We start from the raw sequence: 21203 nt of genomic DNA on the forward strand, positions 1-21203 counted from the left end.
GGAACACCGCATGGACGAAGAGACGACGGGCGACGGTGACGCTGCCGGTGCTGGTGCTGGTGCCGGACGGCTGCGCCGCGCCCTGACGGCCCGGCGCGGACGCGCGGCGCTGGCGGGTGGACTCGCCGCCGCGCTGGTGGCGGGGTGGTTGGTCCTCGGGGCCGACGACGACGCGGACGCGGCGAAGAAGCACTGCTGGGGCGCCTGGTCGCAGCGCGACAAGCCGTCGCTCTTCGACGAGAAGGACCACGTCCGCGCCTTCCGGGAGACGGCCCCGACGCCCGAACGCCCGCGCGGCTCGTGCACGATCACCGCGAGCTGGACTTACAGCGACGACGAGACCGTCCAGGAGAAGATCTCCGTCAGCTACGGCACCGGCCCGAGAGACGCGAAGAAGCGCCGCGCCTGGCTGGCCGAGCTCTTCGCCGGCGCGAGAGACCAGCTTCCCGAGGGGCTGCCGGGCTTCGTCAGCGAGGGCTCCGCCGCGCTGGTGCTCCCCGAGAAGTGCGATGTCGACGGCCGCCCCTCGGTCGTGACCGCCAGCGGCGTGCAGAGCGACGACGAGGGCGAGACGGCCAGGCTGCCGAAGGTCTCCTCCGAGCCGTGGCAGGCGGCGCAGGTGCTCGTTGACGTCGCCAACCATGGCATGGAGAAGGCCGGTTGCGCGCCGGAGAAGCCGCTGGGTTTCACCGCGCCCGTAGTGTCGGGACGCGCGCCGGACATCACCTTCGCCCCCGACTTCTCCCCGGGCGGCTGCCGGATCGACGGCCTCGGGCCCGCACCCCGCCGTGGCGAAAGCGACGACGAGGGCCTTCACTCCGTCGTGGGCCCGGTCAGCGACGACCTCCAGACCTGCGTCGTCGACTTCTACGACGAGATGGCCGCCCAGTTCACCATGACCGCCCACCCCCGGCTGATGAAGCTCTTCGACGGCCTCACCGGCGGCGCCCCGCTCGCCGGGGGCTGGCGCGGCCAGGGCTATGCGGATGCGGATGGCGCGCTCTTCCGTACCCGGTGCGCGGACCGTACGACGGTGATGTTCATGGAGAGGACAGCCATGGCCAAGGACACCCCGTTCGCCACCCCGTCCCGTATCTTCCCCGTTTACGCCGCCGCCGTGGCCAAGCGCCTCGGCTGCGCCGCCGTCGCACCGCACGGAGACGCGATATGAGCAGCCCTGATGAGTGGCGGCGACAGGAACACATCCGCCTCGCCACCGAGGCGGCGCGCAAGGGCCGGTGGTCGCGGCGTGGCCGGCGGGCCTGGGCCTTGCTGCGGTCCCGGCCTGGTCAGCTGATCACCGTGGGAGTCGTGGGCGCGCTCATCGGCAGCCTGCTGACCGCCTGGCAGACGAGCGGCCTCCCGTGGTCGGACGGGAAACAGGCCGTGTGCTGGGGGACGCTCCCCAAGAAGGACGCTGAGGCGTTGTTCCGCTCCGACCTCTCCGTCCGTGCGGAGGAGATCCGTCCGACACGCGGGAGCGACAGCTTGCCGGATGCTCAGGGCGCCTGCCGGCTCCTGGCGCTGCGCGACGGCCGCCCCACCACGCATATCGACTTCCGGCTCCACCACCTCGACGGGCGGAACGACGCGCAGACCGCAGGCTGGCTGACGGATTTCCTCTCCCCGCTGGCGGTGCCGTTCGGCAAGGGATACGTCGGGACGGCCGCGGAGAACCGAACGTGGTTGGAGCTCCCCAGCGGCTGCGCCGACGGCGGGCTCGCCAACGGGCCCGCGGTCGTCGAGGCGTCCTGGGGGAAGCTGCCCATGAGCTCCCGCGACGACCCCCGCTGGCGGGATGCGGTGGCGCGGGCGACCGTCCGGCTGGCGAACGGCGCCATGCGCGCCCTGAACTGCGACGGCACGCTCCCGCTCCCCGGCAGACTTCCCGCCGCTCCGCGCTACAAGAACACCGAGCCACGACGGCTCTGCGGCGTCGACGGGCTGGCGCTGCGCCTCTCCAAGGAGCAGCGCTACGAGCTCGACGGCACGCTGCTCGCGCACAGCCCCGGAACGGCCCGCGTCTGCGGCGTCGGCGTCGCTGGTGCGGCGCAGACGCGGGCGCGGCTGCGGCTGGTCACCGTCGAGGACCCGCGGCTCGCCCAGGTCCTCGCCGACCTGGGCGCGACCTTCGGGCGGCGCGAGTTCGACAAGCGAGGCAGCAGTTCCGTCGGCTCCGACCTGGCTCTGTACGAGGCGTCGTGCCAGACCGGTCTGGTCGCCTTCCTCATCCAGAACGAGGGCATCCGCATGGACGACCTGCCGCGCAGGCTCCTCCCCCGCTACGCCGCCGCCGAGGCGGAGCGGCTCGGCTGCGGTTCGGTGAAGGTCGAGCTGCCGCGCTGAGGGCGCGCCTGGGTTCGTGGGGCACGCCGACGGGCCGCACCCCCCGCGCCGGGGAGTGCGGCCCGTCCGACCGTCCGTCAGGCTTTGGCCCAGGACCTACTTCCGGATCAGCGAGCGCAGCACGTACTGCATGATGCCGCCGTTTGACCTCACTCTCGACCAACCACACAAAACGCCTGGTCAGAGGCGCGCCGAGGGATACAAATAGGCACTAACTCGCAGTTGGTGAAGCACCTCGGTTCACATGCTTCGGTTGCGGTACTTGAGATCGCCACCTCCCCTGAAATCCGACGTTGCGATCGACCCGGGATCCGAGCCGAGCTTCCGCGCTTGGCACCGGCTTCGTCAGTCATGGGTGGGCATGGCAGCGCTGCTGCGGGCAGGCGAAGACCAGTCGTCCTGAGCGAGACCGACGCGTTCGGCTGACGAGTCGAGAGCGGCTCGTACTTGAGGAAGGAGGCTGTCGGTGTGAGGTCTCAGGAGATGCTTAACCGTTTGTGCTCCGGACATGGCTGACACGTTCGGCTGAACGTCCGCTATCCCCCAACTGCCGGTGCGGCAGGGGTGCTTCCGTCGGAGTCGTGGATGTACAGCAGTTGGCCGAGTACCGCTACCAGGCTGTCCGCGAAGTGCTCGGCGGGTCTCCGATCGGTGAGGTCGCGGCCCGGTACGGCACCTCGCGCCAGACCCTGCACAGCTGGCGGCGGCGGTTCGAGCAGGAGGGCATGCCCGGTCTGCTGGATCGCTCCCGCTGGCCGCGGAACAGTCCCACGCGCCTGTCCGCCGAGGTTGAGGCCGAGATCTGCGAGCTGCGCCGCCGGCATCCCCGGTAGGGTGCCCGCCGGATCTCCCACGAGCTGTCCGGCCGCGGGCTGGAGTCGACGCCGTCGCGGGCCACGGTCCACCGGGTGCTGTCCCGCAATGGCCTGGTCCGCGCCCAGGAACAGCAGCATCCGCGCAAGTACCGCCGGTGGCAGCGTGAGGCGCCGATACACCTGTGGCAGATGGACCTGGCCGGAAGGAGGCAACTGTTGGGTTCATCAGCTGCAGCAGGCGACACAGCCGAGAACAGCAGCGATGTACCACGGTCAGTTCGACGCTCGGCACGCACGACCGTGAGCGTAGAGCACGCCGACAATCAGAGCGCCTCGCGAACACGATGGCCGCGCCACCCGGCCTCTCCGGTCGTACTCGAGGACCTCCGGAAGGCGGGAGCCGCCAAGGCCGAGGGCGCGCCTCCTCTGTCACAGGCGCAAGTCGACCGGATCGTCGCCATCCTGCGCCGGGCAGGCTCTCAGGCCAGTGCACGTCGTGGACGCGGAGCGCCACACCGGACGGCTGGGGGGCCGTGGGAGCGGTACTCGGCACCGGCGGCACGGGGTGCGGTCACGCTCCTCTCGCGTTCGCGCTCACCCAGTGCCGCAGCGCGAGCCCGCTGGTCTGGTCCTCCCTGATCGCGACCGAGACGGACTACTGGACCGGGATGGCACCGGCGATACTGGTGATCGCCCTCGGCTTCGGGACCGGCGTCATCGCCCGGACCAGGCCGCAGTCCATGGAGTGGACCACGACAACCGGAGATCGCCTCGGCGCTGCTCACCTCCGCCCAGCACCTCGGCGTCGCCCCCGGCCTCGCGATCCTGGCGAGCGTCGCCGCTGCAGTCAACACCGCGCCGCGACGGCTGGCGCGAGTACTTCGTCGAGTTCGTCCTGGGCGACACCAGTGGCCTGGCTCCGGATCAGCTCGCAGACAAGTGGCAGCAGGAGGCAGTGGCTGCTGGCAACGCTGCGTCGGCGGGCCTGCTGCGCCGCCTCTGGCTCCACCCGGACGGGCTCCCTGCCCTCGGGGGGTGGCAGGCGACCGACCGGGAGACGCTCGACCGGACGCTCGAGGGTCTCCCTATGGCTCCGTGGCTCATGATGCCGGTCACTCACCTGGATCCACACCCGAGCGACCCCGTCGAGCAGGCGTTCGCAGTGTGACGAGAAAGCCCTCTCTCTATCGAGCATGCACGATTTCTTGGACTAGCGGCGCGAGCCCTCCAAGCTGACGAAGCCGCTTCACGCAGAGGCTTCCCCTCCGCGGAGTGATCGGGGAGATCGAGTCGCCCTTTCCCAAGGCCGCGCCGCCCTCGAGTGAAGTCAAAGTCCGCGGTCGCGGCAGCCACACGGCGATCATCCCCATCGGATGCGCGCTCACCGACGATGTGCGACGCTGCGAAGCCCGCCTACTTCGTCTCGTTCGGGTGGCTCGTGTGCACCTGCTCCAGGAAGACCGTGCGCTCGTGGACGTAGAACCAGATGCGCGCGGTGCCCTTCGCAGTCGGTTTGTGCTGCCACCGCTCATGGGTCGCACCGCCACGCTCGATGACGCCGAGCTCACCCTTGAGCCGATAGTTCGTCGGCGTCGTGGACAGTGGCGTCCGCGTGAGGAAGTCCCAGGTCTCCGTCATGGGGTTGCGGATCGTCGCGACGAGGTCGCGCCATCCCTTCTGCGCGTCGGCTGTGGCGAAGCGGATCTCGTACTCGATCTTCTTCGGAGGGCGAGGTACCAGCTCGCCCTTCCTGGCGGCCGCCACGGCTACGGACGCTCCACGGTCTCATCGTCGTCGAGCCACTCCAGACCGGCGCTGCCGCTGCTGAGCCCGGCCGCGACGGCGGTGGCCGTCTCCTTCCAGGAGGTCAGCTCTGTGATCGCGAGGTGCGGCTGGTCGGTGGAGAACGACGCGCGCGCCGCATCGACGAGGTCCTGCGCGCAGGACTCCCGGTCGGCCGGCGACAGCGCGAGCATCCAAGGGAAGGCCTTGGACATCCGCTCGGCGAGCGAGCCGCGGTCGTCGAGGGTGACGGTGATGAGCTGCGCGGCAAAGTTCAGCAAGCGGGCACGACCCTCGGCCTCACGCTGCGACATCAGGACCAGAGCCTCGCCGTCGCGCCGGGTCACCGTCACGGGGTGGTCCTCGGCCTCGGCGAAGACCTCGGCGGAGTGCTTGCTCAGGTCCGAGGAGCGCCGAGTCGCCACGGGGAGGTCTGCTGCGATGGTCATGGATCCATAGTATTCGGAACGTATTCGGAAGTCCAGTGGAGGCCGCGGAGTGCGTGCGCCAGACTCGACCTCCGGATGCGGTCCGATGCCAGATCTCAGCCTTCCTTGATGCCTGAGGTCAACCCGAACTCACAGCCGGGTCGATCGTCGAGATGGGGAGCGCACTTACAGAGCTGCCTACCTGCCATGCACAAGCAGGTCGCGGGTCTTGTCCGTGGGCAGCGCTTCGACCGGCAGCGCGACTCGACCAGAGAGGTCATTGCGGATCTCGTCCAGGAAGCGCGCCAGGTAGCGCCGGTACAGCTCGCCGATGTCGTCGCGAGAGTCGACGATGCCCGCACCGTCGTGAACGGTGAACGGTGCTCGAGATGGCGGTCACGCCGATGTGGGATGTTCACAAGGGCCTGTCTCGATTTTGGCTCTGGTCCGTAGTCGGTGGTAGCTGTCTGTGACGTGGGCTACGCCCAGCTCCTCTCCCCGGCCGGGGGCAACGATGCCAAGCTCACCGAGTGGATCGCCCAGGTCCGTGCCACTGACCTGCCCCACCTGCACTCCTTCGCCAACGGGCTGGAACTCGACCGGGGCGCCGTCGACGCCGGCCTGACTCGCCACAACGGCCGCACCGAAGGCGTCAACACCCCCTCCCAACTCCAGGCAGGAAAAGGTGAGTTCCCGCAGTAATGCTGCGTCCTTGTCGCGGAGGTTCAGCGCTGCGGGGTCGTGACCGGCCGTTCGCCCTCGATGCGGCCCTGCGTGACGTACTTGTAGAGGAGGTTGAGACTGCCGGTGTAGCCCTGCTCCCGGATCTCGCGGAAGAGCTGCTGGACCGGGACGGCGGGGTCGGCGGCACGCCGGGCGCGGAGGTGCTCACGGTAGGGGTCCACGAGTGTGGGCTTGTACCGCGGCGCGGTCTTCTCCCCGGTGGGCTCCTTCATGCGCGCGTAGCGCTTGACGGTGTTGAGGGCGACGTCGAGGCGGCGGGCGCATTCGAGCAGGCCGACGCCCTTGTCGAGCAGAGCGTGGACCTGCAGCCAGCGCTCGCGGGTGGTCTGCTCGCGCACCCCGCCGGACAGGGCGCCCTGGCCGCAGCCACAGAACACGTCTGGGACGCGTTCGTGATCGTGGTCGGCGCTCAAGGGCGGCACCGGCAGGACCACCAGCGCCTGGTTCATCGCCCTCTACTACGCCGTCGTCCTGGGCATCCCCACCCTGCTGCTGGACGCGGACGCGAGCAGCCAGTCCGCCTACGACTGGTACAGGGTCGCCCAGGCCGACGGCTTCGAGATCCCCGTCAACCTGGTCGTCGAACGGTACCCGTTCGACGACATTGCCGAGTACATCCGGACCAAGCGGGCCGAGTTCGGCGCGATCATCGTCGACGCCGGCGGCGGCAGCGCCAAGATCTTCCACGACGCCGTCACCGAGGCCGACCGCCTGCTCGTGCCGGTCGCCCCCACCAAGATCGAGCGCCGCAAGCTCGTGGCGACGTTCGACGAGGCTGAACGCGCCGCCGCCCGCAACGAGCGCGGCGTCACCGCCCACGTGGTCCTGGTCAAGGCAGACGACCGCACCAGCCTGCCCCGCACCGCCAAGGACAAGTTCCTCGACCCGCCCAAGGGCGAAGGCATCGGCCCGGACCGTGACGAACCGTTCCCGCTCGCCGATACCGTCATCCACTCCTGGGTCCACTACATGGAGGCCTTCGGCGAAATCCCCACTGAACTCAGCGAGTACGCCAAGCTCGTCAAGGAGCTGACCGCAGCATGAGCGAGCGTATGAAGTGAAGTTTTCCCGTGATCTTGGACACGGTGTTGTTACGCCGCAAGGGCCTGATCTTGCCGGTAGCGCAGGCGTGTCTCGTGGGGTGTGAGGTAGCCCCAGTGGATGTGCTTGCGCAGGCGGCGTCTGTTGTAGAAGGTCTCGATGAAGTTGAAGATGTCGGCGCGGGCGGTGGCCCGGTCGGGCCAGAAGCGGGTGCCGATCTCTTCTTTGAGTACGGCCCAGAAACTCTCCGCGGCGCGGTTGTCGAAGCAGCTCCCGCTCCGGCCCATGCTCTGCCGGTGCCCCAACTCGCCGATTCTGGTGCGGAGTTGACCGGAGGTGTATTGCGATCCGCGGTCACTGTGGATTACGCATCCCGGTTCCAGGCGGCCCAGCGCGGCGGCCATGTCAAGGGCGTCGACGACGAGTTCGGCACGGTGGTGGTCGGCCATCGAGTAACCGATGACCTCGCGCGTGGCCGGGTCCAGCCAGGAGGCGAGGTAGAGCCAGCCCTCGGCGGTGAGGAGGTAGGTGATGTCCCCGACGATCTTCGTGCCGGGTCGGGTGGCGGTGAAGTCCCGGCCGATCAGGTCGGGCGAGGGGGCTGCCTTGGTGTCGGCCTTGGTCAGGCTGCGGCGTCCGGTGCGCCGGCTGTGTCCGGCGATGCCGTGTTCCCGCATGACCCGTTCCACCCGTTTGCGGTTGACCAGCCGGCCCTGCCGGCGCAGTTCGGCGGTGACGCGCGGGACGCCGTAGTTCCGCCGGGACGCGAGGTGGATCACTGTGATCTCATGGACCAGGGCCTCGTCGTCCCGCCGCCTTGCTTCGCGGGCTTTCCGTCCAGCCACCCATGCGTAGTACGTGGAGCGGGCGGTCTTCATCACCTTGCACAGCAGCGTGACCGTGTAGTGCGCCTTCTCCGCGTGGATGAACCGGCATATCGTGCTCACCGGTCGGTCTCCTTCGCAAAGAAGGCGGTCGCTTTTTTCAAGATCTCGATTGTCTTCGCCTGCTCAGCGGCCAGTTTCCGCAGCCGTTTCAGCTCCTCGTCCCGAGCGTCGCCGCCCGGCCCCGACGGCCCGGCACCGGGCTCGCTCTCTTGGGCGGCGCGATCCTTCTTCACCCATCCCCGCAGGGACTCAGAACTGATCCCGAGCTCCCGGGCGACCTCGGTCACTGTCCGGCCCGACGACCGCACGAGCTCGATGGCGTCCCGCTTGTACTCGTCCGAGTACCGCTTCGTGTACTTGCTTCCCACTTGGCGCTGCTTCCTCTGGAATCTCAGATCCCAGTCTCCAGGTGTACACGATCAAGGGGAAGCTTCATCCCCAGCTTCTGGCTTGGCACATGGAGTCCGGCCGTACCAGCTTCCAGCGCAACTTCCTGCTGGCCTGCGCCACCCTGCGCGGAGCGTCCGTTGCGCACGTCTACGCCAGCACGGCCGACCTGGCATCCGTCTTCGGGGACGGTGACCCATCCCTGAAGGGACAGCAGGAACCCGGTGTCATCGAGATGGTCGACTCGATCGAGGCCGAACTGCAGGCCGACGACACCCTCACCTTCCACCGCCCCGAATGGGACGACGCGGCACTGGAGTACTTCTGGGTCGATCGGCCCCTTTCCCGGGTGAAGTTCCTGGAGTGGCTGGCCGACGCCCTCCCGGAGCAGGCCGGCACGCCGGGCGAGAGCCCCCGCGACCGGCTGCGGGCAATCGCACGGCAATGGGCCAAGGCCGCCGCCCTCCAGCAATCGGCAGGCCGCATCGAGCTCCCGTCTGCCGGGCTGGCCCACCGCGCCGTGTACACGGAACTCGCGCAGCTGCTTGACGACGGCATCATCGAGACCTTCCAACAGACCATGGCCGGGGCCGACGGTGCGGAAGAACACGCATGATGCGACGTCGCACGCGCCGCGACACCCTCTCGTCGACCGCGCAGAGTTGGACGTCCATTTTCCATGACCGGCCCGACAGCCGTGATGCGGGACTCCCGTCCGAGGCGGTCGTCCGCGTCGAATGGCGCCATTCGCCACACGGGCCGGCCAACCAGGACGCCCGCTGTGCGGCGAGCCGCGCCGCACGATTCATGGTGGAGAAGGTCCTCGCCAGCGAATCGGTGCTGCGCACCGCAGCCGCGGAACAGGAACTCGCAGCAGCGTTGCGTCAGCAGCGACCGGTCCACCGAGACGGCGTTGAACTACTCAACGTCAGCGTGACCCTGCGCGTCGACGATGACGTCGCGGCGGGTGCCCGCCGCGCGGAGCGTGCCCGACATGAGTTCGAACTCGACGAGATGGACCGTCGCCAGGCCCGCGCGCGCGTGGAGTTCCTGCGCGAGGAGCTCCTCGCGAATCCTTCAGCGGCACGCCTGTACACGCTCCTCCAAAACTCCCCCCGCATCGGCGGCCCGCCCGACGGAAGCGATCCCCACGAGTTGGTTCGCCAGATCCATCAGTGGCATCCGCATTCCCGCTGGGTGCTCATCGCCCAGACACTGCACACGTTCGTCGGCAGGCTCACTGAAGACAACGCGCAGGACTTCCTGAAAATCCTGCGCAGCGCGATGACCACACTCGGCCACCGGCAGCTGGCCGAGGAGATCGCCGCCGCCGAGGGAGCGGAGTGAGCCTCAGCGTGCTGCGCTGGCTGCTGGCCCCGCGCACGAACCTGCTCGCCCGCCGCATCCGCAGGAACGGCATCAGGAGATGTCCCCGGATACAGCCTGGCGGCTGGCCCGGTTACGGCTGCACCCTGACGAGGTGCCCTACCGCAACCATGGGCACAGCCCGCCGTCTTGACCATCGCCGGTCGACAGTCAGCGGCCTTCGGGCCAGTTCCAGCCTGCCGGCTATGCGACTCCCAAACCGGAACCACCGCGGCGCGCTACAGGGTTCAGGCTGGCAGCCAGGGGTCCGAGACGTGGTGAATGTTCCACCCCTTCCCGACCAAAGCCTCGGCGTAGGGCTCGGCCCGCTCCCGCAAGGTGGCGAGGGCAAGAAGGTGAGTGGGTCGGGTCGCTCCCACGAAGATGAGTTGTGCCGCGCGGCGGATGGTGGGGGAAGCGCGAGTGATGTCGCCGGCGTCGGCCAGCAGCGCCAGCACCTCGGCGACGTCGTGCTTCTTCCCCGTTCTGTCCAGGCACTCAAGGACCAAGGCGGCGGCGTGCGTTTCGTCCTTCGCGCTTTGAATGGTGCCCGCCACGGAGGCCACGGTGCCGGACTCGCTGATGAGGTGACGTGTCGCCGCGTTCTCGGCGGGCAGGTAGGCCATCGGTTCTTGCAGTGCAGCATGGTCGTCCCACGGTGCTTCAGTGAGTTCGGGAAGCACATCAAGCAGTTGCCGCGTCAGCCGTTGCCATCGGATCTCGTCGTCCAGCGCATCGGTCAGCAGCGAGTTCAGCAACGCGCGGATCCGTCCGCCCGCTGTGCCGGGTCGCGGTCGAGACGGGCAAGTGGGGGAAGACCTTCTGGGGCGCAAGGCGGGACCGCGCCTACCTCGCCGATGAGGCCGCGGCCCGCCCGGCCGGGGTGATGATCGGCTACCCGGGCCTGGACGACGTCGTGGTCGGCGGCCGGGGCCTGTGGCGAGCCGTCATCGCGGTGCACGCTCCCTCCGGGCACTCCGGATCGAGCCGGACCGTCGTGGGCGCCATCTCCCGCGCCGCCCATCTCGTCCGCCTCCTGGACGCGGCCGATATGCCCGGCGTGGGCGGCGGCTCGGGTTTCCCGCTCCCGCCGAAGCTGTCGGTGACCTCTTTCCACGGCGGCCAGGGCTTCTCGGTCACCCCCGACCGGTGCGAGCTGAACGTCGACGTGCGCATCACCCCGGCCTTCGACGCCCACGATGCCGAGACCCTCATCCGCAAGGCCGTCGCCGAGCTGGACGCGGAGCTTCCCGCACCGAAGCCGACCGAGATTACCCCGGTCGCGAGCTGGCCGCCCCATTGCGCATGTCGCGAAGGACCTCGGCATCCACAAGGAAGCCCTGCGTGGCTGGATGCGCCAGGCCGAGGCCGACGCCGGGGAACGTGATGACCGGCTGACCACCACCGAGCTGGAAAAACTGAAACAACTCCGCGAGACCGTCCCCGGACGAGGCCGACCAGGTGATCGAACACCTTCGGGACAAGGGCCTCGGGGTCGGTTTCACCTGCCGGGTGCTGAAACTGTCGGAGTCTGCTTACTACGCCCGCAAGAAGCGGCCGAAGCCGGCTCGCCGGCTGCGCGACGAGCAGCTCATGCCGCTGATCGAGGACATCCACACCGAATCGGGCGGCACCTATGGGGTCCGGCGGATCTCCCGGGCCCTGCGGCGCAAGGGTGTGGCGGTGGCCCGCGGCACGGTGGAGCGGCTGATGCGCGAGCTGGGCCTGGAGGCGTCATCCGGGGCCAGCGGCGCCGTACCACGGTGCCCGAACCGTCGGCGCCCCGCCCGCCGGACCTGGTCGACCGGGACTTTGGGCCGAGACGCCGGTGGGAACGGTGCTCGCGAGGACGACGATTGTGGTAGCCGAGCGCTACGACTCCTGATCGGGTGTCCCGAAAGGATGTCGGGGCTGTCAGTGCGACAGACCAGACACGGCCGACTTGCTGCCCACCTCACTGGCGCTCCGGTCGCCGTGGTCATCCCGACGTGGGATGACCACGGCACCGGCGCCGGGTGCGCGTCGCAATCTGGTTAGCCTGGGGTTGTCTTTGCGAACTGGACCTGGCCGGGCCTGCGTCCCGACCGATGTCCTTCGCCGTGGAACTGCTCGCCGGTTGAACGTGTCTCAGGCTGACTCGACAGCTGGCGGTGCGACCGACTCCCGCACCATGAGATGGGTTCCCAGCACGACGTAGTCGACGTCCTGGCGCGCCGCGGGGTCCAGTTCCATGACGTGTCGGACGGCGGCCCTGCCGAGCTCCCGGTAGGGAACGTGCACGGTGGTCAGCTGGGGGGTCATGTCGATCGCCATCGGGATGTCGTCGTAGCCGAGCACGGAGACGTCCTCGGGAACCTTCTTGCCGTGCTCGCGCAGGACCTGCATGCACCCTGCCGCGGTCATGTCGGAGGCGGCGAAGACGGCGGTGAACGCGACCTGGCGGGCAAGGACCTCCCGCATCGCGCGCACGCTTGCCGCGCGGCTGAAGTCGACGACCACCTGCAACGCGGGGTCCGGTTCGATGCTGAAGGAGGCCAGCGCCCGCAGGTACCCGGTGAACCGTGCCTCCGAGGTGGTGTATCCCTCTCCCTTGCCGAGGAAGAGAATCCGCCGGTGGCCCTGCGAGAGCAGATGGGCGGTGGCCGCGTAGGCGCCCGCCTCGTTATCGTAGTCGATGACGGTCACCGGCAGCGGCTCCCTGGGCGGTGGGCAGCCACACAGCACCAGTCGGGAGCCGGCCGCGGCAAGGGACCGGGCGTAGGCCACCATCCGGCTGTGCGACTCCTCGTCGTTATCGGCCCCGCCGATGAGGATCACCGCCTCGGCACCCTGCGCACGCATGAGGTCGATGACCTCCGACTGGCGCTGCCAGCTGCCATTCGTGGTGCAGACGACGCACAGCCGGCCGTGGCGGGCGGCCTCCTCCTCGACTCCGGCCGCGGCCTCGGCGAAGGACGGCCCGGTGATGTCGTTCAGGACGAAGGCGATGGTGCGGCTGGCACCCGCCTGCAGGGCCCGGGCCTGGGCGTTGACGACGTAGTCGAGTTGGCGGACCGCGCGCATCACCCGGTTCTTCGTGGTCACGGAGACCGGGTAGTTGCCGGCGAGGACACGCGAGACGGTGGCGTTCGACACGCCCGCCATCTGCGCGACGTCGCTCAGGGTCGCGCGGCGCTGCGGCCCTTCGTTCGCCACAGGAAACGATTTCTTCGCGCCTTTGCCACCGCGGACCGTCTTGCCGGACCGCTCGCGGTCGCCGTCACCGTTTGTCTTCGTCACACTCTGAAAGTTACTGCACAGCAAGCGCCCTCGATCAGTGCGGCCGTAATCCGGCCGGGGATGGGGGGGCGCCCTGAGGGCGGCAACGGCCGGCGCCGGACGGCGGGTGACGGCTGTCCGAGGGAACCGGCGGCATGCTTGCCAGCTCGTTCCGGGTTCCGTAGTCTCGGGCCGTAGCAATCGATTACTATCCCACGCCCTCCCTGCCATGTGATTTTTTTATGAGGGAAAACGTTAACTCATGACCCTGCAGCCACGCTGTCGAGCCACCTCGGACATCCGCTGCACCCTCGCGATGTCACCCCCCGGCCTGGCCGACCATCTCTTTCCTGATGCCGTCCGGCGCCGCCTGGAAGGGGCCGTGAAGGTGTCCCCGCAGATCCTCACCGAGTTCACCTCCCCGTCCTCGCGCGCCGAACTCGCCGACACCGACGTCCTGCTCACCGGGTGGGGGTGCCCTCCGCTGGACGACGACGCCCTCGCCTGTGCTCCTCGGCTCGCTGCGGTGGTCAGCGCCGCAGGCTCCGCCCTGTCGCCGCTGCTGCATGCCAATCCGGTGCTCACCAAACGGCTGCGCTTCGCCAACGCCGGCGCCGTCAACGCTGTTCCAGTAGCCGAGTACAGCGTTGCCATGATCCTTCTGGCCGGAAAGCGGATCTTCGAATCCGCCAGGCTGTACCGCGCGCGCAGGGACTTCATCGACCGCGAGGCGGTCTTCCCCGACGCGGGCAACTACCGGCGGACGGTGGGGCTGATCGGTGCCTCACGCATCGGCCGGCTCGTCATCGAGAGCCTGCGGCGAAGCACCGACCTCAGGATCGTCGTGGCAGACCCGTACCTGTCGGTCGAGGAGGCCGCACTTCTCGGCGTCCACCTGGTCGGCATTCCCGAACTCATGCGGTCGGTCGACGTCGTCTCGGTGCATGCTCCGCTGCTGCCCGAGACGAGAGGCATGATCACGGCCGAGCTGCTGGCGCTGCTGCCGGACGGTGCGACGGTCATCAACAGCGCCCGGGGGGCGGTCATCGACCAAGATGCGCTGCTCACCGAACTCGCCGCAGGGCGCCTCAACGCGATCCTCGATGTCACCCACCCCGAGGTACTGCCCGCCGACCACCCGTTCTACGACCTGGACAACGTCTTCCTCACTCCGCACATGGCCGGTTCCGTCGGCAACGAACTGAGCCGGATGGGAGAGCACGTGGTCGACGAGGTGATCAGGTTCGCACGCGGTGAGGACTTCGCGAGTCCGGAGCACCCGCACTCCACGGGCGCTCCGGTACCGGGGGCCGAGTGACGCCGCCGACGACTTCAGCTTCTGGGACGATGCGGTGGTACGGATCATCACGCCGACCGGGCTGTACTTCGACCGGTTGGAGTAGACCAGGTCGTGCACCGCAACGCTGGTACCGCCGGGAGAGGTGTGCATCTCCGCGTACGTACAGCCGCCCGCCGTCTTGATGTGCGTGCCATGGTCGAACATGACGCCCTTCTGCTCGACCTGGACGTTGGAGTCGGTTGCTGCCGGCGGTGTCGAGCCGGTCAGCTGACGAGGGAAGGAGAGCCAGTACTCGGGAACGGTGTCGATGCCGGGATGGGTGAACCCGGCATCGGTAGGACAGGCCCGGCCGTGGGATTGGTAACCGCCGATAATCCTGAGTGCTGTGTTGGGTGGTTCGACGAGACCACTCTTCACTCTCTGTGACGATTGAATGTTGTGGGACGTGCACGGACCGTGGTCTTAGGATGCGCGGAAACTGCATCCACCACCCGCGGGGGACAAGTTGAGAGAGCTGGTCTGCGTCCCACCAGAGGTCCGGGACCGGCTCGTCGTTCGGTTCGGAGCTGAGGTGCTGGCCTGGTGTGATGAGTTGCCGGCTCTCGTGGACGAACTCGCTGCCCGCTGGGATCTGGCGCTTGTCGCGGCGGGCGGAGGAGGCACCTCGCGGGTGTTCCGCTGCTTCAAGCGGGACGCCGGCACCTCGGCGTGGCTGAAACTCACGCCGGAGCCCGGGATTGCCCGGGAGGAAGCAGAAGCTCTGCGGGCCTGGGCAAAGACGCCGTCGGTTGTCACGCTGCTGGCACAAGATCTGGCCGCCGGGGCCCTGCTTCTGGAGGAGGTGGAGCCGGGAGTGCAGGTGAGCCAGCGTGCATGGAATTTGGCCGAGGTCGCGGCGCTGCTGCGGGACCTGCGGGCCTCTGCTCCCGTGCCGGGTGAGCACTCGGTACTGCGGCTTCTTTCACACCGCGTCGACTTCGTGTTCAACTTGACCGACCGCAGGCTGGCAGCGGGCGACGTGAACGATCCGGCTGCCTCGAAGGTGCTTCGGCAGGCGCGAGCGGCAGCCCTGGAACTTGCAGGCAATGGGCCTGTGGGACTCGTGCATGGTGATCTCCATCCGGCCAACGTGCTGTCTGGTCCGGGCGCCCGCTTGGTGGCGATTGATCCGAGGCCGACGTGGGGCGACCCGGACTTCGACGCTGTGGACTGGGTGCTTGAAGGAGTTGCAGATCTAGCCCTGCTGGAGCAGAGGGTCGAGGAGCTGGCGGCGATGGTTCCTGGCATGTCTCCTCGTCGTGTGCTGGGTTGGTGCCGAGCCCTGGCCGCCCTCATCGCGGTCCCCAGAATGTGTGCGGGGCGGGACGACGCAGAGACTCGGTTACTCATGGCTCTAGCCGACAGCTGAGTGCTCCGTCGGCCTGAACCGATCTCGTGCCACGGTGCCTGTCAGCCGCTGTGATCGCCCGGAGCGTAGCTTTTCCAGGGGGCTCCGGCGTCGGCGGCGATGCGGGTGGTGCTCTTGTCGTGGTAGCCGAGTGCCTGGGCGATGACGGGGGCGGGGGCCTGGAGGACGAGCTGGCGGATGGCGGAGGTCCGGCCTTTCTCGGCCGGGATGCCGAGTTCACGGAGCGCGTCGCGCAGGGTGGCGGGGTTCATGGGCTGGCTCGCGCGGCGGCCGGGGAAGAGCCAGGGCGAGTTCTGGTTGATGGCGGCGGTGCTGGCGGGCAGGGCCTGGAGGTAGTTGAGCAGGAGGTCGGCCACGGGCTCAGGCACTGGGGTGGGCGGGTCGCCGAGCCGGAGTGCGACGTGCTGGCCGTCGCGGAGGACGTCGTCGACTGTCATGCGGACGATCCGGCTGACCGGCTGGGCGAACAGCAGGACCAGACAGGCGGCGACCCGAACTCGCAGCGGGGCGCTGGCGTCGGCGAGGACCCGTTGCAGGGCGGCGACCCGTTGGTGCTGGCCCATCGGGTGGGGGTTGGTGGTCGGGCGGTTCGGGATGATCAACCGCGGCATCCGGCGGCTGTCCATGCACCACCGCAGGAAGGCCTGTGCGGGCCGTCGGGTGGAGTACTTCTCCGCGTGCCAGGCATCGAAGTCGGCCTGGGTGCAGGCGCTCAGCGCGACGTCGCGGGCGGCGAGCCAGACCAGGAAGGCGCCGGCCTGCGTGGTCTGCTGGCGGCATTCCTGCGTGGTGCTGGTGCCCAGCGGGCTCTTGGCCGCCTTGGCGCGGAGCTTGCGGAGCTGTTGCCAGGTGGCGAAGTGCTGAAGCAACCGGGCGTGTTCGGTATCCGCGGTGGCGGCGATCCGCTGGGTGAGCCACCGCTCGAACAGCAGGAGGCGCCGGTCGAGGTGCGGCAGGACACCGCTGTCCATGAGGAGATCGCGCAGGTAGGCGGCGGTCCGCCAGTTCGGCAGGGCCTGAATGGCGTCGTGGGTGAGCGGCACGGTACCGGTGGCGAGGTCGCGCAGAAGAGCCGGAACCTGTGGGTTGCGGAGCCAGATCAGTCGGCTCTTCGGCCGGTCCAGGCTCACCAGAAGCTGGTGCAGCGCGACCAGTCGCGGGTGGATGCGGCCGGTGCCGTCGCCCAAGAGGACGGTGAGCCGGTCGGAGAGGGTGCAGCGTTCGCAAAGCCGTCCGCCGAGGAGCAGGCCCTCGAAGCCGCAGCGGTCGCAGAAGAAGTCGCGGCTGATGCCTGCGCAGTCCCGGCAGATTGCGGTTCCCGCCGCGTCCCGGCCGGGAAGCAGCCGCTCGGTTCTGCAGCATGGGCAGCGGCCCCGTTCCCGCATGGCCCGCTCGTAGCAGGTGCGGCAGATGGGTCCGTCCGACCAGTTCGCCGACTTGGCGGCCCGGCGGCCGCAGCGTGCGCAGGTGCGTATGTGCCACCGCTCGTACTTCTCCCGGCTGTCGTAGGCCGGGCTCACGAGTCGGGGGTGATCCGGGCGCGCTTAGGCCGGATGGTGCTGGTCAGGTCCACGACGTCGGCGCCGCCGGAGGCGGCGGTGCGACGCGGGGCGACGTTCTCGGCCCGGGTGGCGATCAGGTCGGTGGGGGTGACGTCTAGGATATCGCAGAGCGCGGCCAGGACTGGCAGGGAAAGCCGTTCGGGAGTCTGGGTGACCAGGCGCCAGACCTGGACCGAGGACAGCTCGATGCCGCGTTCGGCGAGCAGCGGGGAGAGGTCGGAGGCGGCGAAGATGCCGCGGGTGGCCATCACCTCGCGCAGTCGCCACTGGTAGCTGACCTGGCGTTTCATCGAGCCCTCCTCGCCGGCCGCAGAGCGGCCTGCATCGTCGCGTCCAATGCTCTGCGCAGGGTGCGGGTGCGGGTGGGCGCCGAAACGCTCCTCGCAGGTCGCCGCCCATCCGTAGGCGGGGTCGGTGATGGGGCAGAAGGACCGGACCGAGCCCTGGTAGTTCCGCAGCGTGGAACGGCGCAGGTGCCGCACCGACCGCAGGTCGCCCAGCCACTCGTCGACCATCTGCGGCAACCAGGCCCAGGGGAACGCGTCTGCATGCCGGGCGAAGGCCCGTACCACCTTCTCCCGGCCCTCGATAGTGGAGAACGCCAAGTTCGGGCGAGCTGCTGGTTGCGCCAGCCGTCCAGCATGGCCGTGAACACCTGCTCATCCGGCCGCAGCAATCGACGGGCAAGTTCCCAGTTCAGAAGGTGTGCGGATCCGCATCCACCCGGTCTCAAGTGGCTCGACAGACCGCCCGCGGCAGGCGCACACGAGGCGCTGGCCAGCACCGAAGGGGCGAGCCGCCGTTGATGTGCGATCCAACCGCAGTGTTGCATCCGATGAAATTGCGGCTACTTGGACCAACGGAACAGCCGTTGGCGCTAAGCACTTGATCTTGACCCCGGACTTCTATCTCTGACCCCAGCCGCAAGTAGCGGTCAGGGCTTCGTGGCCGTGGTCTTCTTGGGCTGGCGGGGCACGGTCTTGGTCTTGTCGAGGTGGCCGTACACCGTCGACCGGGGAACGCAGAACATGTCGGCGATCTGCTGGACGGTCTTCTCCCGCTCGTCGTAGAGCCGTTGGGCGAGCGCGGCCTGATCCTCGGTGAGCTTGGGCCGGCGTCCGCCGACCCGGCCGCGGGCCCGTGCGGAGGCGAGCCCGTCGTTGGTGTTCGCCACGATCAGCTCGCGCTGGAGCTCGGCGAGTACAGACAGCATCCCGAACATCGCCCTCCCCTCCATCGTGGACGTGTCGATGCCCTGCTCGATGACGTGCAGTCCGATCCCGCACTCACGCAGCAGCTGCATGACGAGGTCGAGCTTCGGGCGGGACGCCTTCGCACCGCTCGCGGTGTCGACGTGGACGTGGTCGACGCCAGCCCGCAGCAGGGCGTCAATCTGATGATCGGGGTTCTGGTCGGCGGTCGAGACCCTGGCGTATCCGATGCGGATGTCGGCGGTCTGGGTGTCCGGGGCGAGGGCGAGCGGGACCGGGGTGCCGGGGCGCCACGGCTGGCCGGGGCCGCGGTCGGCAGGGGTGGGCACGCGCAGGAGCTTGGCGAGCCGGGGCACCTTGCTGAAGCGGCCGGTGTGGTAGGTGCCTGCGACCGCGCCGGAGCGCGAGCGGCAGGGCGAGCCGGGCTCGGCCCGGCAGCGCGGACAAGGGTGCCGCTCGACGTCGTCCGCGTCGCTCGGGGAAGGCCCTTGAGGGACCGTCATGGCACCGGATGCTGTCACAAACAATCTCAGAAGTGCCGCAAACCCGCCTTTGAGTGAGAACGATTTCTGCGAACCGAACCACCGGTTCGCGATCACTGGAGCGCGCTGTTTGATCGCGCTCGGCAAAGGATCGTTTATGAGAATCGGGGCAGGGGGCCGGTTCGACTCAACCGGCTCGGGTCTCGTTTCCGTGGTGGCGCGGGTGATGAGCGGCATGGTGGTGACCGCGGCACCCGCGCCCAATACCAGCCAGTTCGGGTGGCCGTGGCCGCTGCGGCGCAGCAGGCCGCCTCAGCTGTCATGCCGCCGCCGGCTGGAAGAAGATCGTTTGCCTGACCCTTCTCGGCGGTCGCTGACGGATAAGGGGTGGCCCGGCCATGTGGCCGGGCCACCCCTTGGGGGCATGCAGCTGTCAGGCGGGCTGTGCGGCGGGCGCCGGGGCGGTGGCCTTGTGAGCCTTACTGGTCTCCCGGAGGGCCAGCAGGCCGGTGATCGCGATCAGCGCTGAGGTCAGGCCGTGGATGCCGAACGCGGCGGCGAGGGGGCCGTGGTGGGCCAAGACGTTGATCATGTCGCCGAACGGGGCGACGGCCTCCATCAGCAGGACCCAGCCCAGGGCGCGGCGGTGGCCCGTCAGCAGGAGGATGCCGATGACCAGGCCCATCGAGAATTCGCGGGTGCCCTTCATGATGAGGAAGCCGTCGCCGTTGCCGGCGGGCCAGGTCGGCAGGCCAACGCCTTGAGTGGACGCCTCCGGGGCCAGGATGAAGGACAACCCGAGGTAGAGGACGAACAGGGCGCAGACGGTGGCCAGGACGGTGTTGACGTTCTTCAGCGACATGGTTCTTTTCCTTTGACGTTCAGCCTGGGGTGGGGCAGGGGTTCAGCGGCGGATGCGGCGGGCATAGCGGGGGCGGTCGATGACGTGCCAAATGACGCGGACCGGCGCGGGTGGGGGGCAAGATCGCCTTACTCGGTCTCTGACCGCGCCGGCCTGCCGGTTCGTCTTCGTCGATGCCGGTTTTGCCGCGATCCCGCCACCACCAGTGAAGCCGTGATCCGCTGGGCCGCCATCGGCCTCACGACCCGGCGCCGCCCGGGGTGAGGATTTCCATGAGATGTCCGTCGGGGTCGCGGAAGTAGGCGCCCCTGCGGCCCATGGTGTGCTTACTGCGATAGATCTGCCCGATCTCTTGGCATGCAGGATCGCCGTAGTGGGTGATCCCGCCGTGCTGGATGCGGGCGAGGGCGGCGTCGAACTCCTGCTCGCTGACTATGAACGCGTAGTGGTGTGGCTCGAAGTCGTCCAGCTGGTCGTAGTCCAGGCTGACCTGGTTGGCCAGCGTGACCGGCGTGAAGTGGGCCACCGGCGGATCGACACTCAGGCCGAGGATTTCGGCCAGGAACCGCGCCGAGGCTTGCGGGTCACGGGCGGGGACGATGGTGTGATTCAGTTCCACGGGCATGGTGACTCCTCTTCAGGGACGGGGCTACGCGTGGTGGGGCGCAAGGCGCGGCCGGCTTCGGGCTCGGCCTTGGCGACCCGGCATGATGCATGGATGCGTGACTGCCGAGGGAGGGCAGGGCTTCTCCGGCTCCCCTCTCTGGCTGCAGCTGCCGTGTCATACGTTGATCTGCTCGAATATGTGCGGGTACGACACGATGTCGTCGCTGAACTCGGCCGCCATGCGCTGGAACTCCGGGCTGCCGAACGCCGTGGCGAGCGCCTCGGTCGACTCCCAGACCGCGACGTTCATCAGAAGCTGGCTGTCCGCCGTTCCCTTGTGCATCTGCAGGGAGACGAATCCCGGCTGAGCCTTCATGAACTCCGCCTGCCTCCGAAAGAGGGCCAGGAACGCTTCAGTCCTCTCCTTCGGGACGACGAAGGTGTTGGCCAGGACGATGGGTCCGGTCTTCTCCTTGAACTGCGCGAACATCGGCGTATTCGGGTCGAGACTCTGCAGCTTGGCCATTTTCGGTACTTCCTCTCGCTGTCGGTTGCCCCCCGCGGCACTGAGGCCGGCCACCGCCGTACTGGGTCCGGCGACGCCCACGACGCTCGCTATCTGTGGCACGAGGGGATCTGCCGGTCACTCAAAAGCATCGCTGGTGACACCAAGGCCTCCAGCGACTGCGACCTTGCCAACACTTGTTGGTCAACACCGT

At 68.7% G+C, this 21203-nt stretch carries 22 protein-coding genes and 4 pseudogenes; 13 read left to right on the forward strand and 13 right to left on the reverse strand.

Features of this window, described 5'->3' with window-relative positions:
* The first annotated feature begins 10 nt into the window (after positions 1 to 10).
* The 4 genes from PV419_RS47225 (at position 11) to PV419_RS53600 (ending at position 4329) form a co-directional block, all read left to right on the forward strand.
* The gene (locus tag PV419_RS47225; RefSeq protein WP_319699787.1) at positions 11 to 1171 is read left to right on the forward strand and encodes a hypothetical protein; all 1161 of its coding nucleotides are present in this window, start codon (positions 11 to 13) and stop codon (positions 1169 to 1171) included.
* On the forward strand, positions 1168 to 2346 hold the full coding sequence (locus tag PV419_RS47230; protein WP_319699789.1) for a hypothetical protein: 1179 nt from the start codon (positions 1168 to 1170) through the stop codon (positions 2344 to 2346). The genes PV419_RS47225 and PV419_RS47230 overlap by 4 nt, the downstream gene beginning before the upstream one ends.
* A gap of 581 nt (positions 2347 to 2927) precedes the next feature.
* Entirely contained in the window at positions 2928 to 3179 is a 252-nt protein-coding gene (locus PV419_RS47235) for a helix-turn-helix domain-containing protein (protein WP_319699791.1), read from the forward strand.
* 727 nt (positions 3180 to 3906) lie between these two features.
* Positions 3907 to 4329, forward strand: coding sequence for a muconolactone Delta-isomerase family protein (locus PV419_RS53600; protein ID WP_415925524.1), 423 nt, complete (start codon positions 3907 to 3909; stop codon positions 4327 to 4329).
* A 245-nt stretch (positions 4330 to 4574) separates the two neighbouring features.
* Here PV419_RS53600 and PV419_RS47240 read toward each other — a convergent pair whose 3' ends face one another.
* Together PV419_RS47240 and PV419_RS47245 are read right to left on the reverse strand one after the other, a co-directional pair.
* Positions 4575 to 4925, reverse strand: coding sequence for a hypothetical protein (locus PV419_RS47240; RefSeq protein WP_076094230.1), 351 nt, complete (start codon positions 4923 to 4925; stop codon positions 4575 to 4577).
* A gap of 2 nt (positions 4926 to 4927) precedes the next feature.
* The gene (locus PV419_RS47245; RefSeq protein WP_319699794.1) at positions 4928 to 5392 is read right to left on the reverse strand and encodes a prevent-host-death protein; all 465 of its coding nucleotides are present in this window, start codon (positions 5390 to 5392) and stop codon (positions 4928 to 4930) included.
* Between the two features lie 459 nt (positions 5393 to 5851).
* Between PV419_RS47245 and PV419_RS47250 the strand changes: the two are divergent.
* Positions 5852 to 6031 (forward strand): annotated as a pseudogene (locus PV419_RS47250) (ISL3 family transposase); the annotation flags it as partial.
* Between the two features lie 71 nt (positions 6032 to 6102).
* On the opposite strand, the pseudogene PV419_RS47255 reads toward PV419_RS47250, so the two are convergent.
* Positions 6103 to 6468: pseudogene (locus PV419_RS47255) on the reverse strand (ISL3 family transposase); the annotation flags it as partial.
* A gap of 364 nt (positions 6469 to 6832) precedes the next feature.
* Here PV419_RS47255 and PV419_RS47260 point away from each other — a divergent pair.
* Positions 6833 to 7159 (forward strand): hypothetical protein, encoded by a 327-nt coding sequence (locus tag PV419_RS47260; protein WP_319699796.1) that lies wholly within the window; start codon positions 6833 to 6835, stop codon positions 7157 to 7159.
* A 47-nt stretch (positions 7160 to 7206) separates the two neighbouring features.
* Here PV419_RS47260 and PV419_RS47265 read toward each other — a convergent pair whose 3' ends face one another.
* Positions 7207 to 8103 (reverse strand): IS3 family transposase, encoded by an 897-nt coding sequence (locus PV419_RS47265; protein WP_319699797.1) that lies wholly within the window; start codon positions 8101 to 8103, stop codon positions 7207 to 7209.
* Positions 8100 to 8411, reverse strand: coding sequence for a transposase (locus PV419_RS47270; protein ID WP_319699799.1), 312 nt, complete (start codon positions 8409 to 8411; stop codon positions 8100 to 8102). Before PV419_RS47270 ends, PV419_RS47265 begins: the two co-directional genes overlap by 4 nt.
* A gap of 89 nt (positions 8412 to 8500) precedes the next feature.
* Here PV419_RS47270 and PV419_RS47275 point away from each other — a divergent pair, with 89 nt between their 5' ends.
* Positions 8501 to 9046, forward strand: coding sequence for a hypothetical protein (locus tag PV419_RS47275; protein WP_319699801.1), 546 nt, complete (start codon positions 8501 to 8503; stop codon positions 9044 to 9046).
* Positions 9043 to 9777, forward strand: coding sequence for a hypothetical protein (locus PV419_RS47280; RefSeq protein WP_319699802.1), 735 nt, complete (start codon positions 9043 to 9045; stop codon positions 9775 to 9777). The genes PV419_RS47275 and PV419_RS47280 overlap by 4 nt, the downstream gene beginning before the upstream one ends.
* Positions 9778 to 10043: 266 nt before the next feature.
* Here the strand turns inward: PV419_RS47280 and PV419_RS47285 are convergent, their stop codons facing one another.
* A complete protein-coding gene (locus tag PV419_RS47285; RefSeq protein WP_319699804.1) occupies positions 10044 to 10553 on the reverse strand; it encodes a hypothetical protein in 510 nt (169 codons plus the stop codon).
* A gap of 128 nt (positions 10554 to 10681) precedes the next feature.
* Between PV419_RS47285 and PV419_RS47290 the strand changes: the two are divergent.
* The 3 genes and pseudogenes from PV419_RS47290 to PV419_RS47295 all read left to right on the forward strand — a co-directional run.
* Positions 10682 to 11026: pseudogene (locus PV419_RS47290) on the forward strand (peptidase dimerization domain-containing protein); the annotation flags it as partial.
* Positions 10995 to 11171 (forward strand): annotated as a pseudogene (locus tag PV419_RS53605) (hypothetical protein); the annotation flags it as partial. The pseudogenes PV419_RS47290 and PV419_RS53605, both read left to right, overlap by 32 nt.
* 85 nt (positions 11172 to 11256) lie before the next feature.
* Entirely contained in the window at positions 11257 to 11832 is a 576-nt protein-coding gene (locus PV419_RS47295) for an IS3 family transposase (RefSeq protein WP_319699805.1), read from the forward strand.
* A gap of 90 nt (positions 11833 to 11922) precedes the next feature.
* Here the strand turns inward: PV419_RS47295 and PV419_RS47300 are convergent, their stop codons facing one another.
* Positions 11923 to 13074, reverse strand: coding sequence for a LacI family DNA-binding transcriptional regulator (locus PV419_RS47300; protein WP_319699807.1), 1152 nt, complete (start codon positions 13072 to 13074; stop codon positions 11923 to 11925).
* A gap of 241 nt (positions 13075 to 13315) precedes the next feature.
* Here PV419_RS47300 and PV419_RS47305 point away from each other — a divergent pair, with 241 nt between their 5' ends.
* Together PV419_RS47305 and PV419_RS47310 are read left to right on the forward strand one after the other, a co-directional pair.
* On the forward strand, positions 13316 to 14371 hold the full coding sequence (locus PV419_RS47305; RefSeq protein ID WP_319699809.1) for a hydroxyacid dehydrogenase: 1056 nt from the start codon (positions 13316 to 13318) through the stop codon (positions 14369 to 14371).
* A 586-nt stretch (positions 14372 to 14957) separates the two neighbouring features.
* Positions 14958 to 15761 (forward strand): aminoglycoside phosphotransferase family protein, encoded by an 804-nt coding sequence (locus tag PV419_RS47310; RefSeq protein ID WP_319699811.1) that lies wholly within the window; start codon positions 14958 to 14960, stop codon positions 15759 to 15761.
* A gap of 41 nt (positions 15762 to 15802) precedes the next feature.
* Here PV419_RS47310 and PV419_RS47315 read toward each other — a convergent pair whose 3' ends face one another.
* The 6 genes from PV419_RS47315 to PV419_RS47340 all read right to left on the reverse strand — a co-directional run bounded on the left by PV419_RS47315 (position 15803) and on the right by PV419_RS47340 (position 21010).
* The gene (locus PV419_RS47315; RefSeq protein WP_319699812.1) at positions 15803 to 17281 is read right to left on the reverse strand and encodes a hypothetical protein; all 1479 of its coding nucleotides are present in this window, start codon (positions 17279 to 17281) and stop codon (positions 15803 to 15805) included.
* Positions 17278 to 17928, reverse strand: coding sequence for a helix-turn-helix transcriptional regulator (locus PV419_RS47320; protein ID WP_319699814.1), 651 nt, complete (start codon positions 17926 to 17928; stop codon positions 17278 to 17280). The genes PV419_RS47315 and PV419_RS47320 overlap by 4 nt, the downstream gene beginning before the upstream one ends.
* 329 nt (positions 17929 to 18257) lie before the next feature.
* Positions 18258 to 19037 (reverse strand): recombinase family protein, encoded by a 780-nt coding sequence (locus PV419_RS47325; protein WP_319699816.1) that lies wholly within the window; start codon positions 19035 to 19037, stop codon positions 18258 to 18260.
* Between the two features lie 412 nt (positions 19038 to 19449).
* Positions 19450 to 19878 carry a DUF4267 domain-containing protein gene (locus tag PV419_RS47330; protein WP_037753217.1) on the reverse strand — a complete coding sequence of 143 codons (429 nt, stop codon included), beginning with the start codon at positions 19876 to 19878 and terminating at the stop codon, positions 19450 to 19452.
* A 238-nt stretch (positions 19879 to 20116) separates the two neighbouring features.
* Positions 20117 to 20503, reverse strand: a complete 387-nt coding sequence (locus PV419_RS47335) for a VOC family protein (RefSeq protein WP_319699820.1) — start codon at positions 20501 to 20503, stop codon at positions 20117 to 20119.
* A 156-nt stretch (positions 20504 to 20659) separates the two neighbouring features.
* Entirely contained in the window at positions 20660 to 21010 is a 351-nt protein-coding gene (locus tag PV419_RS47340) for an antibiotic biosynthesis monooxygenase family protein (RefSeq protein ID WP_014173895.1), read from the reverse strand.
* Between the last annotated feature and the right edge of the window lie 193 nt (positions 21011 to 21203).

This window comes from Streptomyces sp. ME19-01-6 (assembly GCF_033793745.1).
In the GTDB taxonomy this organism is placed as follows: Bacteria; Actinomycetota; Actinomycetes; order Streptomycetales; family Streptomycetaceae; genus Streptomyces.

Coding starts and splice junctions, on each gene's coding strand:
- PV419_RS47225 (WP_319699787.1), top strand. CDS start 11: ATGGACGAAGAGACGACGGGCGACGGTGACGCTGCCGGTGCTGGTGCT.
- PV419_RS47230 (WP_319699789.1), top strand. CDS start 1,168: ATGAGCAGCCCTGATGAGTGGCGGCGACAGGAACACATCCGCCTCGCC.
- PV419_RS47245 (WP_319699794.1), bottom strand. CDS start 5,392: ATGACCATCGCAGCAGACCTCCCCGTGGCGACTCGGCGCTCCTCGGAC.
- PV419_RS47275 (WP_319699801.1), top strand. CDS start 8,501: ATGGAGTCCGGCCGTACCAGCTTCCAGCGCAACTTCCTGCTGGCCTGC.
- PV419_RS47280 (WP_319699802.1), top strand. CDS start 9,043: ATGATGCGACGTCGCACGCGCCGCGACACCCTCTCGTCGACCGCGCAG.
- PV419_RS47305 (WP_319699809.1), top strand. CDS start 13,316: ATGACCCTGCAGCCACGCTGTCGAGCCACCTCGGACATCCGCTGCACC.
- PV419_RS47325 (WP_319699816.1), bottom strand. CDS start 19,037: ATGACGGTCCCTCAAGGGCCTTCCCCGAGCGACGCGGACGACGTCGAG.
- PV419_RS47330 (WP_037753217.1), bottom strand. CDS start 19,878: ATGTCGCTGAAGAACGTCAACACCGTCCTGGCCACCGTCTGCGCCCTG.
- PV419_RS47335 (WP_319699820.1), bottom strand. CDS start 20,503: ATGCCCGTGGAACTGAATCACACCATCGTCCCCGCCCGTGACCCGCAA.
- PV419_RS47340 (WP_014173895.1), bottom strand. CDS start 21,010: ATGGCCAAGCTGCAGAGTCTCGACCCGAATACGCCGATGTTCGCGCAG.